General features: G+C 67.1%; 13 protein-coding genes. 8 read left to right on the top strand and 5 right to left on the bottom strand.

Annotation, left to right across the window (positions count from 1 at the left end):
* The first annotated feature begins 189 nt into the window (after positions 1 to 189).
* Complete coding sequence (locus EGT29_RS01340; protein WP_161567651.1) at positions 190 to 1,152, top strand: tripartite tricarboxylate transporter substrate binding protein; 963 nt, start codon at positions 190 to 192, stop codon at positions 1,150 to 1,152.
* A gap of 9 nt (positions 1,153 to 1,161) precedes the next feature.
* Here EGT29_RS01340 and EGT29_RS01345 read toward each other — a convergent pair whose 3' ends face one another.
* Complete coding sequence (locus EGT29_RS01345) at positions 1,162 to 2,064, bottom strand: LysR family transcriptional regulator (protein ID WP_124687339.1); 903 nt, start codon at positions 2,062 to 2,064, stop codon at positions 1,162 to 1,164.
* A gap of 90 nt (positions 2,065 to 2,154) precedes the next feature.
* On the opposite strand from EGT29_RS01345, the gene EGT29_RS01350 reads away from it, so the two are divergent.
* From EGT29_RS01350 to EGT29_RS01370, 5 genes are all read left to right on the top strand, one after another.
* Positions 2,155 to 3,318 carry an acyl-CoA dehydrogenase family protein gene (locus EGT29_RS01350; protein WP_124687340.1) on the top strand — a complete coding sequence of 388 codons (1,164 nt, stop codon included), beginning with the start codon at positions 2,155 to 2,157 and terminating at the stop codon, positions 3,316 to 3,318.
* A 14-nt stretch (positions 3,319 to 3,332) separates the two neighbouring features.
* A complete protein-coding gene (locus EGT29_RS01355; RefSeq protein ID WP_124687341.1) occupies positions 3,333 to 4,484 on the top strand; it encodes a CaiB/BaiF CoA-transferase family protein in 1,152 nt (383 codons plus the stop codon).
* Complete coding sequence (locus EGT29_RS01360; protein WP_124687342.1) at positions 4,475 to 5,827, top strand: L-serine ammonia-lyase; 1,353 nt, start codon at positions 4,475 to 4,477, stop codon at positions 5,825 to 5,827. The genes EGT29_RS01355 and EGT29_RS01360 overlap by 10 nt, the downstream gene beginning before the upstream one ends.
* 108 nt (positions 5,828 to 5,935) lie before the next feature.
* Positions 5,936 to 7,501 carry a sulfatase gene (locus tag EGT29_RS01365; RefSeq protein WP_124687343.1) on the top strand — a complete coding sequence of 522 codons (1,566 nt, stop codon included), beginning with the start codon at positions 5,936 to 5,938 and terminating at the stop codon, positions 7,499 to 7,501.
* A 35-nt stretch (positions 7,502 to 7,536) separates the two neighbouring features.
* Positions 7,537 to 8,514: a tripartite tricarboxylate transporter substrate binding protein gene (locus EGT29_RS01370; RefSeq protein WP_161567652.1), complete on the top strand. Its 978-nt coding sequence runs from the start codon at positions 7,537 to 7,539 to the stop codon at positions 8,512 to 8,514.
* Positions 8,515 to 8,527: 13 nt separating this feature from the next.
* On the opposite strand, the gene EGT29_RS01375 is transcribed toward EGT29_RS01370, so the two are convergent.
* The 4 genes from EGT29_RS01375 to EGT29_RS01390 all read right to left on the bottom strand — a co-directional run bounded on the left by EGT29_RS01375 (position 8,528) and on the right by EGT29_RS01390 (position 12,514).
* On the bottom strand, positions 8,528 to 9,433 hold the full coding sequence (locus tag EGT29_RS01375) for a LysR family transcriptional regulator (protein WP_124687345.1): 906 nt from the start codon (positions 9,431 to 9,433) through the stop codon (positions 8,528 to 8,530).
* A gap of 22 nt (positions 9,434 to 9,455) precedes the next feature.
* The gene (locus tag EGT29_RS01380) at positions 9,456 to 10,253 is read right to left on the bottom strand and encodes an exodeoxyribonuclease III (RefSeq protein ID WP_124687346.1); all 798 of its coding nucleotides are present in this window, start codon (positions 10,251 to 10,253) and stop codon (positions 9,456 to 9,458) included.
* Positions 10,254 to 10,325: 72 nt separating this feature from the next.
* Entirely contained in the window at positions 10,326 to 11,300 is a 975-nt protein-coding gene (locus EGT29_RS01385; RefSeq protein WP_124687347.1) for a tripartite tricarboxylate transporter substrate binding protein, read from the bottom strand.
* A gap of 20 nt (positions 11,301 to 11,320) precedes the next feature.
* The gene (locus tag EGT29_RS01390; RefSeq protein ID WP_124687348.1) at positions 11,321 to 12,514 is read right to left on the bottom strand and encodes a M24 family metallopeptidase; all 1,194 of its coding nucleotides are present in this window, start codon (positions 12,512 to 12,514) and stop codon (positions 11,321 to 11,323) included.
* 270 nt (positions 12,515 to 12,784) lie between these two features.
* Between EGT29_RS01390 and EGT29_RS01395 the strand changes: the two genes are divergently transcribed.
* Positions 12,785 to 13,825, top strand: coding sequence for an amidohydrolase family protein (locus EGT29_RS01395; RefSeq protein WP_124687349.1), 1,041 nt, complete (start codon positions 12,785 to 12,787; stop codon positions 13,823 to 13,825).
* Between the two features lie 20 nt (positions 13,826 to 13,845).
* Entirely contained in the window at positions 13,846 to 14,826 is a 981-nt protein-coding gene (locus EGT29_RS01400; protein ID WP_161567653.1) for a tripartite tricarboxylate transporter substrate binding protein, read from the top strand.
* The last annotated feature ends 62 nt before the right edge of the window (positions 14,827 to 14,888 follow it).

Consider the following 14,888-nt stretch of genomic DNA (forward strand, 5'->3'; position numbering starts at 1 on the left):
TTGTCGAACGAAGCGGATACTAGAGAGCCGCGAGGGCCGCGCGATAAGCCAGGCGCGCGCGGCGATAACCCTGGGGAATCCCGGAATGGATAACGGCGTGGAATGGAGATCGGCGATTCAGGCATCCGGCGGCCGCTGCCGCGTAGCAAACTGCCGCACATCCATCGAAACGAGATCCAGGAGACGAACATGCGGATACTTGCCCGCTTCCGTGCATGGCTGGCCGTCCTGCTGTTGGGCGCCGGGGCCGCCCATGGCGCCTATCCGGACCATGCGGTCAGGCTCGTCGTGCCGTTCTCGGCCGGCGGGCAGTTCGACATCGTCGCGCGCCTGTTCGCCAAGTACGCGGGCGAACGGCTGGGCCAGCCCGTCGTCGTGGAGAACGTCGGGGGAGGCGGCGGCAACATCGGCGCGGCCAAGGTGGCCAATGCCGCGGCCGACGGCTACACCCTGCTTACGCTGGGCGGCAATCACACGATGGCCAAGGCGATATACGCGAATCCCGGCTTCGCGCTGGAGGATTTCGCGCCCATCGCGCTGATCAGCGCCTCGCCCCACGTCGTGCTGGCCAACGCGGCAGCGCCCTTCAAGACCATGCAGGAGATGGTGGCCTATGCCAAGCGCGCGCCTGGCAAGTTGAGCTATGGCAGCCCGGGGGTCGGCTCCTCCATGCACCTGACCTTCGAGATGATCAAGCACCGCTACGGGCTGGACATCGTCCACGTCCCGTACCGCGGCGGCGCGAACGCGCTGAGCGACCTGGCCGGCGGCCAGGTGCAACTGGGCATCGTCGCGATCGCGCCCGCCATGGAATTCATCAAGGCCGGGCGCATCCGGGCGCTGGCGGTGACCAGCGGGTCGCGCTCCGGCGTGTTGCCCGACGTGCCGGCCCTGGCCGAAATCGGATACCCGGAATTGGATGCCGCGAGCTGGATGGGCCTGGCCGCGCCCGCGCGCACGCCCGCCGCCGTCGTGGACCGCTGGAACGCGGTCGTGCTGGCGTTCCAGCGGGACCCCGCCGTGGCCGCGCAGCTCCAGGAGATGGGCTTTCGTTCCCGAGCCACGACGCCGCAGGAGTTCAAGGCCTATATCGATGCCGAAGCCAAGGCTTATACCGAGGTCGTGCGCCGCACCGGCATTCGCGCGGATTGATGCCGCCGCTCATGCGCCCGTGAGATCGCGGGCGTGTTGGTCGACGATCTCGATGAAGCGCTTGGCCAGGGGCGACTGGTAGGCGCCGCGGCGGGTGCAGATGCCGATGGTGCGCCGCCAGCGCGCCTGTTCGAGCGGAATGGACCGCAGCCCGCCGCCGCTGGGGCCCGCCGCGCGCTGGCCCACGACGGTCAGCAGATCGGTGGTGCGAACCACCGGCAGCAGCGTGGCCACGGTGGAACTCGATTCGATCACGACCTCGGGCGTGGGCAGGCCCGCCTCCAGAAAGCGCGCGTCGATCGCGCGCCGGGCCATGACCTTGTCGGTGGGCAGTATCCAGCCGTACTCGACCAGGTCGGCGAAGCGCAGCGAGCGCTTGTCGAACAGCGGATGCTGGTCGCGCGCCATCACCAGCAGGTCGTCCTCCATCAGCGGGTGCTGATCGAACTCCGGTTCCGGCGAAGCGGCGATGGCGCTGATGCACAGATCCAGCTCGCCCTGCCGGAGCGCGCCGAACAGCGCGTCGTTCAAGCCCGTCGTCATGTGGATGCGCGCGGCCGGGCGCTGCGTGATCAGGGCCGAACAGGCCGGCGCGCACAGCATCTGCACATAGGCCGGCGCCACGCCCACGCGCACCAGGCCGATCTTGCCCAGATGCAGGTCGCTGGCTTCCTTGATCGCGTCGTCCAGCCCCGTGCGCACGTGCCGGGCGCGTTCGAAGAAGGCCGCGCCCGCCGTCGTCAGCGCCATGCCCTTGGGGGTGCGCTCGAACAGCTGAATGCCCAGCTCCTTTTCCAGGCGTTGCAGACCCTTGGTCAGCGCGGGCTGGCTGTGGCCCAGCCTGGTCGAGGCCCGGCCCACGTGGCCGGTTTCGGCCACGGCCAGGAAATAGTTCAGGTCCTCCAGTCTCATGCGATTCTCGGGAGTTATCGGAATTGTCCTGTCGATAATCTTCTTCCCCCCTGCGCCTGTCAATAATCCTGGCAAAACCAGGAGAGCACGGTGGATGATTCCCAGGGCAAGACCGATATCGACGAACTGCGCGCCACGCTGCGGCGCTACCTGACGGAGGAACTGCTGCCCTTCGAGCGGGCGTCCGGATTCACCTACGAAGACAAGTTCAGCAAGGAGACCGTGCGCAAGGTCTGGCGGCGGTCGCGCGAACTGGGGCTGTACGGCCCGCAGCTGCCGCCCGAGCTGGGAGGCCGGGGCCTGTCGGTATCCGACCTGTGCCGGCTCAAGGACGATGTGGCTGCTTCGGGCGCCATCCTCTTCCCCCACGTGCTGGGAGACTGGGGCGGGCCCTCGCGCATCGGCAATCTGGTGCGCCACGCCACGCCCGAGCAGGTCGAACGCTACATCCTGCCCGTGGTGCGAGGCGAGAAGGGTTCGTGCTTCGCGATGACCGAGCCGCAGTCGGGTTCGGATGCCGCCAGCATCCGAACCCGGGCCGTCGTGGACGGCGACGACTACGTCATCACGGGCCACAAGCACTACATCAGCGCCTCGACTTTCGCGGACTTCGCCGTGACCATGTGCGTGACCGATCCGGACAAGGGTGCCGACGGGATCTCGGCCATTTTCGTCGACCTGGATAGCCCGGGCGTGTCATTAACCTACGACTGCCTGCCCATGACCGGCCAGCACGTCGATGCGGACATCGTGTTCGACGGCGTGCGCGTGCCGCGCGCCAACCTGATCGGCAAGGAAGGACAGGGGTTCCGCATCGCCATGGACCGCGTCAGCGTCAACCGCCTGCTGCATTGCCCGACGATGATCGGCCTGGCGCGGCAGGCCTACCGGCTGGCCCTGGACTACGCCAAGACGCGCCAGCAGTTCGGCGGCCCCATCAGCCGCTTCCAGGCCATTCAGCACATGCTGGCCGACATGGCCACCGGCCTCTACGCTTGCGAAGGCATGGTCCAGGCCGCCGCCGCGCTGGCGGACAGCGGCAGGGACGTACGGCGCGAGGCCTCCATGTGCAAGCTCTTCGTTTCCGAGACCTGCTTCCAGATCGCCGACAAGGCCATGCAGATCCACGGCAACGTCGGCGTGACGAAGAACCATCCGGTGGAATTCATCTTCCGCCGCCTGCGCCTGTACCGTATCGTGACCGGTACCAGCGAGATCCAGCGCAACACCATCGCCAAGTCCATACTGGCGTGATCGGGGAAACACGGATGTTCGCCTCCACATGCCTGAGCGGCCGCGTCGTGCTCGACCTGGGCCAACTGCACCCGGGGCCCCAGGCGGCCTTCACGCTGGGCCAGCTGGGCGCGACCGTGATCAAGGTGGAGCGTCCGGACGGCGGCGACGCGGCACGAGCCCTGGGGGCGGAAACCTTCGCCAAGTACAACCGCGGCAAGCTGTCCATCGCGCTCGACCTGAAACGTGCCGAGGACCGCGAGCTTCTGCTCGCACTGGCCAGCAGGAGCCACGCGCTGGTCGAGAACTTCCGCCCCGGCGTGATGGAGCGGCTGGGGCTGGGCTATGCGCGGTTGTCCGCGGCCAATCCCGCGCTGGTCATGTGTTCGATCTCGGGCTACGGGCAGGACGGACCCTACGCGGCCCGGCCCGGTCACGACATGAATTTCCTGGCCGGCGCGGGATATTGGGCGGTGCCGTCGCAGATCGACGACGTGGTGGCCCGCCCACGCGTGCGGCTGTCGGACTACTGCGGTTCGATGTATGCGGCGCTGGCCCTGGTCGTGGCCATGATGACCGCAAGGGAAAGCGGGCGCGGCGAACACCTGGACCTGTCGCTGCAGGATGCGATGACGGCCTGGACCGCGCCGGGCATCGACGCGCTGCGCCATACCGGCACCGACGTGGAGGGGCTGGACCACGTGATGCCCGACAATGACGTGTTCCGCACCGCCGACGGCCGCCATCTGGTCCTGGGCATCCTGGAGGACAAGTTCTGGCTGGCGCTGTCCGACGTGCTGGCGCCGCTGTGCCCGGGCCTGGACGCGGCGGAGTACCGCACGCGCCGGGGGCGACTGGCGAACAAGCGCGAACTGTCGTCGCGCCTCAAGGCCTTGATCGCCTCTCGCACGCTGGCGCAGTGGGCGGCGCTGCTGGATCCGGAGCTCATCCCGTGGACACCGGTTCCCCAGCCGCACGAATGGCTGGACGACGCGCACGTGCGCGCGCGGGGCATGGTGCAACGCCATCCAGACGGTGGGCTAGACTTGCGTTTCCCGGTCCGTTTTTCCGGACACTGGGCGCCCGCGTCCGGTACGGCTCCGGCGCTGGACCAGCACCGCGCCGGCATCCTGGCCTGGCTGGCCGGCGGCGCGATGCCCAGCAAGGAGGAATCTTCATGTTCCTGAGCGTGTTCGATCTCTACAAGATCGGAATCGGTCCTTCCAGTTCGCATACCGTTGGTCCGATGAAGGCGGCGGCTGCGTTCGCGCGAGGCCTGGCCGGCATTGCCGGCGACGTCGCGGGCGTGACCGTGGACCTGCACGGTTCACTGGCGCTGACCGGCCGTGGGCATGGCACCGACCGGGCCGTGCTGCTGGGCCTGGAAGGCAACGAGCCCGAATCGGTGGATACCGCCGCCATCGCGGGCACCCTGGCGCGCATCCGCGAGACCGGCCGGCTGCGGCTGGCCGGCGTGCGCGACATCCCCTTCCACGAAGTCGACCACCTGCGCTTTCACCGCAGGGCGCTGCCCTATCACCCCAACGGCATGCGTTTCGCCGCTCATGCGGCATCCGGCGCGACGCTGGCCGAGCGGACCTGCTATTCGGTAGGCGGCGGCTTCGTCGTCGACGAGGGCGGGGCCGTGGAGACGGACCGCGCCGCTCCCGCCCATCCCTTCCGCTGCGGCGCGGAACTGCTGGCCATGTGCGAGAGCTCGGGCCTGAGTGTGGCCGGCCTGGTCGCGCGCAATGAAGAGGCGTGGCGGTCCGCCGACGAACTCAGGCGTGGCCTCATGAACCTGTGGGAGGTCATGAAGAATTGTGTGGAACGGGGATGTCGCGCCCAGGGCGACCTGCCCGGGCCGCTGGGTCTGGCGCGCCGCGCCCCGGCGCTGCGCCGCCAGCTCGAATCGGAGCCCCTGGCGAGCGACGGCGTGGCGGCGCTCGACTGGCTGGGACTGTACGCCCTGGCGGTCTGCGAGGAAAACGCCGCGGGCGGACGCATGGTGACCGCGCCGACGAACGGCGCGGCCGGCATCCTTCCCGCGCTGCTGCACTACTACGTGCGCTTCGTGCCCGGCGCGAACGAGGACGGCGTGGCCGCCTTCCTGCTGACGGCGGCCGGGATAGGCATGCTCTACAAGCTGAACGCCTCCCTATCCGGTGCGGAGGTCGGCTGCCAGGGCGAAGTGGGCGTGGCCTGCTCGATGGGGGCGGCAGGCCTGGCGGCGGTGATGGGCGGTACGCCCCGGCAGGTCGAATACGCCGCCGAGATCGGCATGGAGCACAATCTGGGACTGACCTGCGACCCCATAGGCGGCCTGGTACAGGTGCCGTGCATCGAGCGCAACGCGATGGGAGCGGTCAAGGCGCTGAACGCCGCGCGCATGGCGCTCAGGACGGATGGCAGGCATCGGGTGTCGCTGGACGAGGTCATCAAGACCATGATGGACACAGGCGCCGATATGAAGGACAAGTACAAGGAGACCGCCAGGGGCGGTCTGGCGATCAACGTCGTGGCCTGTTAGGGGCCGCGCCGCCATTGCGTTTTCTTATATCCCCTTCGCGAGACGGTAGTACCCGCGTCCCGCCGCCGCGCTCTACAGTGCCCGCAGGCTTACGCTGCCGCAGGCACCATGAAACCCAACTTCCTCGTCTTCATCGTCGACCAACTGTGCGCCTCCCATCTGGGATGCTACGGCAATGACCGCATCGACACGTCCAACATCGATGCCCTGGCCCGCGCGGGCTGGCGCGCCGACGACTGCAACGTCGCCACGCCCATCTGCATGCCGAACCGGGCCAGCCTGCTGACGGGCCGGATGCCGTCGGTGCACGGCGTGCGCCACAACGGCATCCCGCTTTCGCTGGGCGCGCGCACCTTCGTCGACGCGCTGCGCGAGGCAGGCTACATGACTTCGCTGATCGGGAAGTCGCACCTGCAGAACATGACGGCCAAGCCGCCCCTGCCGGCGCCGGGCGCACCGCGCTGGCCGCGGGATGCCGAGGCCGCCTTTCCCGGCGATTACCAGCAGGAATGCGTGGCCACCTGGCACGGGAACGACGAGGCCGCCGTGGCGACGCCGTTCTACGGTTTCGACCATGTGGAACTGGCCATCGAGCACGGCGACCAGGCCGAAGGGCACTACCGCCGGTGGCTGCGCGCCAACCATCCCGGGCTGGCGGACCGCGTGGGTCCCGGCCATGCCATCCCCGCGCCCGACTACGTGCTGGCCTCGGTCGGGCAGGCCTGGCGGTCCCGGCTACCCGAAGCCTGCCACCCCACGGCCTGGATCGCCGACCGGACCATCGAGCGTCTGCGGGCGGCCAAGGAGGCCGGGCGGCCTTTCTTCGCCTATTGTTCCTTTCCCGATCCGCACCACCCCTACACGCCGCCGGGGCGCTACTGGGACATGTACAAGCCGGAAGAGGTCGCGCTGCCCGCGTCCTTCCATTCCCAGGATCCGCCGCCCCACGTGCGCTGGCTGCGCGAGCAGCGCGACCGCGGCCAGGCGGTCAAGCACACCATGGCGTGCTTCGCCGCCACCGAACGCGAGGCCCGGGAAGCCATCGCGCTGGGCCAGGGATCGCTCAGCTTCATCGATGCCCAGATCGGCCGGGTGATGGCGCAGTTGCGCGCGCTGGGACTGGAGGACGACACCGTGGTGGTGTTCACCAGCGACCACGGCGAGTTCGCGGGGGACCACCAGTTGCTGTTCAAGGGCTCCTTGCATTACCGCAGCCTGATCCGCACGCCGCTGGTGTGGCGCGATCCCGCCGGGCAGGCGGGCGGGGTGCACGGCGGGCTGCTGTCCACCATCGACATCGCGCCCACGATACTGGAGCGTGCCGGCGTGCCGGCCTACAACGGCATCCAGGGCCGGTCGTTCCTGGCCGGCACGCAAGGGAGCGATGCGGCCGGCCGCGAGGCCGTGGTGATCGAAGAGGACGGCCAGCGGACGTACTTCGGCTTCGATGCGCCGGTGCGCATGCGCACGCTGCTGACGGCGGGACACCGGCTCAGCGTCTATCGCGGCGTCGAGTGGGGGGAACTGTACGACCGTGCCGAGGATCCGCACGAGACCCGCAACCTCTGGCACGATCCCGCCGCGGCGGCGTTGAAGGCCGGATTGATGGAAAGACTGGCGCGGGAAATGATGGACCTCATGGACACCCATCCCGCGCCGACCGCCGTGGCGTGAGCCGCGGGCTATTCACGACAAACATGGAAGAGACGATGCGAAGCAGACCGATAACCCTGGCGGCGCGGGCCATCGCGCTGGCGCTGGCCGCCTGCGCGGCCGGCGCGCAGGCCGAGACCTGGCCGGCCAAGCCGATACGCCTGATCGTGCCCGGTGCGCCGGGTACTCCCGCGGACACGGCCGCGCGCAGCCTGGCCGATGCCGCGGCCGACAAGCTCGGGCAGCCGATGGTGGTCGAGAATCGCGCCGGCGCGCAGGGCACCCTGGGCCTGGGCGCACTGATCAAGTCCGCTCCCGACGGCTACACCATAGGCATGGTCACGATGCAGCTGAGCGCGATACCGGCGCTGCGCAAGCAGGCGCCGTTCGACCTCGGCCGCGATATCGCCCCCATCGTGCAGATGACCACGGAAAGTCCCGTCTTCGTCGTGCGGCGCGACCTGCCGGTGCGCACGATGAAGGAGTTCGTGGCGTATGCCAAGGCTCACCCGGGAGACCTCACCTATGGCACGCCCGGCCCCGGCTCGCCCGCGCACCTGGGCGTGGAGCTGGTGGGGCGCTCGTTCGGCCTGCAACTCCGGCACGTGCCGTACAAGAGCATATCCATGGCGTTGACCGACGTGGCGGGCGGCCAGATCGACGCGGCGCTGGCCGGGTCCGCCGCGGCATTGACGGGGCTGGCCACGGGCCGCATCAAGGCCCTGGCGGTCGCCTCGCCGGTCCGGCTCAAGGCCCTGCCCGACGTGCCCACGCTGGCCGAAGCGGGCCTGCCCGACGTGGACATACGCGGGTGGGTCGGCCTGGTGGCGCCCGCGGGTACGCCGTCCGCCATCGTCGATCAGTTGAATGCCGCTTTCAACCAGGCGCTGGCGCGGCCCGAGGTACGGGAGCGGCTGCAGTCGGTGGGCGCGGAGGCGGCGGGCGGCACGCCGGCGCGATTCGGCGCGTTCATCGCCGCGGAAGCGGCTCGCTGGCGGGGCGTGATCGAAGCGGCGCACATCTCGGCCGATTGACGCGGTCCGCGCCTCAGGGCAGCGTCGCTTCCAGGCGCTCCCGCAGCAGCCGCGCGAGGATGGCCTCGGCCGCGATGATCGCGCCCGTCTTCATGACGCTGTCGTTCAGCGCCACGACCACCTGGCGCGTCAGGCGCGGTTCGTCCAGCGGCGCATAGGCGAGTCCGGCATTTCCCGCGCGGCGCGCGGCCACCGATTCGGCCAGCAGGGTGGCGGCCGTGCCAGTGGCGCAGACGTCCAGCAGCGCTTTCGAGTCCTCGATGCCGCCCACGATGTCCAGCGCCACGCCACGCCTGGCCGCTTCCTCGCGCAGCATGCGATGGCTGGGCTGCATCGACGACAGGATCAGCGGGATGCCGGACAGCTGTTCCAGCCGGATCGGAGCAGGGTGAAGATCGACCAGCGGCCGGGGCCCGACCAGGCACAGGCGCTCTCGGTAGAGCAGGGTCGCGGGAGCGCACTTTTCATGCGCGGCATGGACCTGCATGGCGATGTCCAATTGCGAGGCGCGCAGCCGCTGGCGCAGCTCGTCGGAATACCCGACCACGATTTCCGGCGTGACCGCCGGCAGTTCCTGCTTGATGGCCAGGTACAGCGGCGTGGCGACTATGGGTGCCACGGATTTCAGGATGCCGATGGACACGCAGCCCTGGGCATGCCCCGCTTTCTCGCGCACCGCCGCACGGGCCGATTCCAGCTGCTTCACGATGGCCGCGGCTCGCGCGTACAGTTCCGTGCCGGCTTCGGTGACCGCGATGCCGCTGGGGCCGCGCACGAACAACTGCACCTCCAATTCCTGTTCCAGGTCCGCCAGCCGCTGGCTTAGCGCGGGCTGGGCCACGTGCAGCCGGCGCGAGGCCTCGGACAGGCTGCCGCCCTCGACCATGGCCATGAAATAGCGCAGGTGGCGGATGTCCATGGCGGCGCGCAGCGCGGCGGGGTCAGGCCAGCTTCCAGTCGTAGTCGACCGTCAGCGGCGCGTGATCGGAAAACCGCTCTTCCTTGTAGATGGCCGCCGCCTTCGCCGTGCCGGCGATGCCCGGCGTGGCGATCTGGTAGTCGATGCGCCACCCGACGTTCTTGGCCCAGGCCTGGCCCCGGTTGCTCCACCAGGTATAGGCCTCGCCGGTGGTCTCCGGATGCAGCCGGCGGTACACGTCCACCCAGCCGATCTCGTCGAACACCTTGGTCAGCCAGGCCCGTTCCTCGGGCAGGAAGCCGCTGTTCTTCTGGTTGCTCTTCCAGTTCTTCAGGTCGATTTCCTGGTGCGCGATGTTCCAGTCGCCGCAGATGACGAACTCGCGCCCGGTGTCGCGGTGTTCGGCCATCAGGCCCGTGAGCCAGGGCGCGAAGCGATCCAGGAAGCGGTACTTGGCCTGCTGGCGTTCGTCGCCGCTGCTGCCCGAGGGCAGGTAGGCGCTGACCACGGAAAGGCCGGGCCAGTCGATGCGCAGGATGCGGCCCTCGGCGTCGAACTCTTCCTTGTCGAAGCCGATGACGACCGATTCGCAGGCGCGTTTTACATAGGCGCCCACGCCGCTGTAGCCCTTTTTCTGCGCCGGGAAGAAATGGCCTTCGTAGCCCGGCGGATGGCGCATGTCGTCGGTCAGGTCGGCGTCCTGGGCCTTCAGTTCCTGCAGGCAGACGACGTCGGCGCCGGTGGCGCCCAGCCAGGGGAAGAAGCCTTTGCGGGAGGCCGAACGGATACCGTTGAGGTTGATGGAAACGATGCGCAGCAAGGCCGGCTCCTGGAAAAACGGATGACTGGCCGAATTCTACGCGTTCTGTCCGCCGTGCTGGCAGCTGTGCGTTCAGTCCACTCGCACGCCCGCGCGTTGGACCACCGCTCGCCACCGATCTTTTTCGCTCGAGACGAACGCCTGGAACGCTTGGGGTGTCATGGGACTGGCGACGAAACCGTGCGCCGTGAGCGCGTCGCGCACGTCGGGTAAGGAGAGAATGGCGACCGTGGCTGCATGCAAGCGATCGACGATGGCCGGTGGCGTTCCCGCCGGAGCGAACAGTCCTTGCCACGAAAGAACCTCGAAATCCGGCAGGCCGGCTTCGCGCATGGTCGGCACGCTGGCCAGTTTGGGGTCGCGGCCGCTGCCGGTGGTGGCGAGGAAGCGGAGCCTGCCGGTATCCAGGTAGGACACGACGTTCGAGGGAGAGGCGAAGACCGCGTCGATCTGCCCGCTCAGCAAGGCGGTAACCAATTCCGCCGTGCCCTTGTAGGCGACATGTAGCATGTCGGTACCCGTGTGCATGGCGAAGAGTTCGCCGGTCAGGTGCAGTGCGGTTCCGTTTCCGGATGATCCGTAAGTGAGCTTGCCGGGATGTGCGCGCAGGTGACCGATGAAGGTGGCGAGGGATGTCGCAGGAACGGCCGGGTTTACGACCAGCACCTGGGAACCAGTCACCAGCCGCGATATTGCAGCGAAGTCACGTACGGGATCGTAGGCGGGCTTGCTGTAGAGCGAATGGCTGATCGCGTGCGTGCCGGTTACGCCGAGCACCAGCGTATGGCCATCGGCCTGCGCGCGCGCTACTTGCAGGGAGCCGATGGTGCCGCCCGCCCCTGGCTTGTTTTCGACGATCACCGGTTGGCCCAGCCGTTCGGCCAGCTTGTCGGCCATGATCCGACCAAGCATGTCGGTCGCGCCGCCCGGCGGGAACGGAACGACCAGCTTGATGGGACGAGAAGGATAGCTTTGCGCGTGGGCGGCGACTGGCAGAACGAGGCTCGCGCAGAGCGCGGACGCGATGAGGCGGGAGACGAGGGGCATGGCGACTCCTGGAATGGGCGCTAGAGGATTTCGATGATGCCGCTTGGCGTGCGGTGCAGCCGCTCGACTGATCCGTCGGCGGCGATCAGGAAGTTGTCGCAAACCGTCGAAAAGCCGGCTGCATTGCGGCTGGAAGGGTGAATGGCAATGTTCATCCTGCAATCGATGGCCATCGTTTCGTCGTGGCGAATCAAGGGGCGTTCGACCATGTCGTAGCCCTGCCCGTGGCAGTGCAGCCGCCGTTCCTGCCCATGGCCATGGCGACGCATGTAATCGTTGTGCGCGGCGAAAATATCGCGCGGGTCGGCTCCCGGCCGCAATAGTTCCAACGTGTGGCGCTGGGCTGCGGACATTTCTTCATTCAGCCGGCGAAGGCTTGCCGGGGCCTTGCCGAGCACGAAGGTGCGAGCCAGTTCCGTGTACATGCCGCCTGGGCCGTTGTTCTCGATCAGCAGGGTAAGAACGTCGCCTGCCTTCATTGCCCGCCCCTGTTGGTGACGGGGCCGGAACACGGCGGCGCGGCCAGGCGGTGCCGACGAACCGAGGAAGACTCCCTGCTCGCTGCGTCCGAGATGCCCTATGTATTGCGCGTAGGCAGTGGCTTCGAAATCATGGAGACCGGGGCGCAGGTGGTCGCGGAGCGCCTCGACGATGCAGTCCTGCAGCACGGCGGTGGCCTTGATCATGCCGATTTCTTCGTCGCTTTTGATTGCCTTGATGCAATCGACGAGATCCGTCGCGTCGACGGTTTCCACTCCATGCAGCAATTGGGCGACATGGGTGCCGAAGCCCAGATACATCGCTGCCGGCGCGACGATGCCGACCCGGCGGCAATCCATATCGGCCAGTGCCCGAACGGCCAGTTCGGCATCGTAGTGACGGGTGTAGTGGACACTGGCATAGCTCGGCGTCTGCAGGATACGGCCTACGCCATACGCAAGCGCGCCACCCGTCTCGGCGCGAACGTCGCCGTCGAACGGGCCTTGTTCGATCAGGGCCATGCTTCCCCGGCGGGGAAAGGCCAGCGTCCGTGGATAGGCGTTGGTAGCGGGGGATCCAGTGAACCAGCGGACGTATCCCCCCAACCAGTCGTTGCTGTTCTGGACGAGCAGGGCATCGAGCCCGAGTTCGTCCATCTTTTCGCGGACGAGCGTCCAGCGGCGCTCCAGTTCATGAACGGAAACCGCACTGAGCGAAATGTCCTGGGGCGTCATGGTGAGGCATTCCTCTTCAGTATGCCGAAATCATCGATTTATTGGATGTTTTCAAGAAAAAAATGTTGATCAAGCAACAAAAAAACTGAAAAAGTAGATTCGGGTAGCTGTGAAATTCCCTATTGGATCAATCAAAAAAACGAGTAATCGGAATTTTCATGCTTCATGGATTCACATAAATATTGAAAAGTTTTTGTTGATCCGTCAACATAAAAAAAGAGCGTCGCGCGAACTCGTCGATGCAGGACAAGAGAAATGGAGCGGATTCGAATGACCACCAGGGACTATCAGCGCATCGCCGTCGAAGAGGCTTGGGCTCCGGAGGAGCTATTGCTTCGCTATCGCCGGGAACTCGAATCGACCTCCCGCAGCGATCCTGGATTTCGCAGCTTGTGGGGTTTCTACGGCGGCGACAGCGACCGTGCCACTCAGTTAGCGAAGCGGCTGCAAGATCTCGGGGAGCGGCGCCTGCGCGATATGGATGCCGCGGGTATCGATCGCCAGTTGGTGTTCCTGACGCCGCCCGGCGTGCAAATCTTTTCGGCGCCGCTGGCGACGTCGCTGGCGGCTTCCTGCAATGACCAACTGGCTGACGGCGTCCGTGGAGCGGGAGGGCGCCTGGCGGGGCTGGCTGCCGTCGCGCCTCAGGATCCGGCCGCTGCGGCGCTCGAACTCGAGCGCGCCGTGACGCGCCTTGGCCTGAAGGGGGTGGTGATCAATTCACACATTCAGGGCGAGTACCTGGACGATGAAAAATATTGGGAGATTTTTGCCGCCGCGCAGGCGCTGGACGTTCCTCTCTACCTGCATCCCAACACGCCTTCCCCGGGCCTGATCGAGCCATTGCTGTCACGCGGCCTGGAGGTGGGCATGTACGGCTTTGCCGTGGAAACCGGCTTGCATGCCCTGCGCATCATCGTATCGGGTGCGCTCGACAGGTTCCCACGGCTGCGTATCGTCCTGGGCCACCTAGGAGAGGGTCTGCCGTTCTGGTTCGACCGCCTGGACTATCTCCACGCGATCAACGTTCGCGCGAACCGCTATCCGGGCGTGCCGCCGTTGCAGCGCAAGCCGAGCGACTACCTGCGGGAGAACTTCTACTACACCACCAGCGGCATGCCCTGGGAGCCTGTCATCTCGTTCGTGCGCTCGGTGGTGGGCACGGAGCGGGTGATGTACGCGATGGACTACCCGTACCAGTACGTTCCGCAGGAGGTGGCCGAGATGGAGCGGATGCCGCTGAATGCCGGGGAGAAGCGTGCCTTTTTCCAGACCAACGCCGAGCGCGTGTTCGCGTTGCTCGCATATTGAACGAGACTATGGAGAACATCATGAAATGGATCCCGAGGGCGGTACTTGCGCTAGTCCTTTCCGCGGCCGCGCCGGGCGTGAACTCGGAGGTGCCCGGGGGGAGTTTTCCCAGCCGCCCTATCACCATCATCGTCCCCTATCCGGCTGGAGCGGGTACCGATGCGACGGCGCGCATCATCGCCCGGAGCATGTCCGAGCGGCTCCGGCAGCCTGTCGTCGTACAGAACAGGGCGGGCGCGGCGGGCATCATCGGCGTCGATCTGGTCGTCAAGGCGCCACCGGATGGCTACACGCTCTTGTTGACCACGGCCAATACGCTGACCTCCAACGTTTCCCTGTACAAGAATCTGCCGTACGACCCCGGCGCGCAATTGGCCCCGATCTCGCTGGTCGGCAATGTGCCCGTGGTGCTGGCAGCCTTCCGGGACGTGCCGGCGAACAATGCGCCCGAACTCGTCGCGCTGGCCAAGGCCCACCCGGGGAAACTGACGTTCGGCTCGGCCGGTAACGGCACGGTCCTGCATCTGTCCGGAGAACTCTTCAAGTCGGCGACCGGTACGAACATCGTCCACGTGCCCTACAAAGGGATCGCTCCGTCGGTTGCCGCGGCGGCCGCGGGCGAAACGCAACTCGTCGTCGCGGACCTGACCACGGTCGAACCCATGGTCCAGGCGAAGCGCTTGAAGATCCTGGGCAACCTGGGCGCGGTGCGCTCGCCGCTGGCTCCCCGGATTCCCATCATGGCCGATGTCGGCATCGAGGGGGTGGAGGTCGGGGCATGGTCCGCCATGCTGGCGCCCGCGGGGACGCCCGAAACCGTGATGGCGGTGCTCGGCGCCACGTTGGCCGATACGCTTCGGAGCCAGGATGTACGCGACAATCTGCTCAAAATCTTCGTCGAACCCCAAGGTAGTACGCCGGACCAGCTCCGGGTCCTGATCGATGCCGATACCCGAAAGTGGCGGCGTGTCATTGCCGAGGCGGGAATCAAGATCGATTGAAGGGGCGATGGCGTCGCAGCGTCCCTGGTAAAGTTGCCGGATGCAGCGATCGCTACCGACCC

The organism is Pigmentiphaga sp. H8 (assembly GCF_003854895.1).
Classification (GTDB): domain Bacteria; phylum Pseudomonadota; class Gammaproteobacteria; order Burkholderiales; family Burkholderiaceae_B; genus Pigmentiphaga.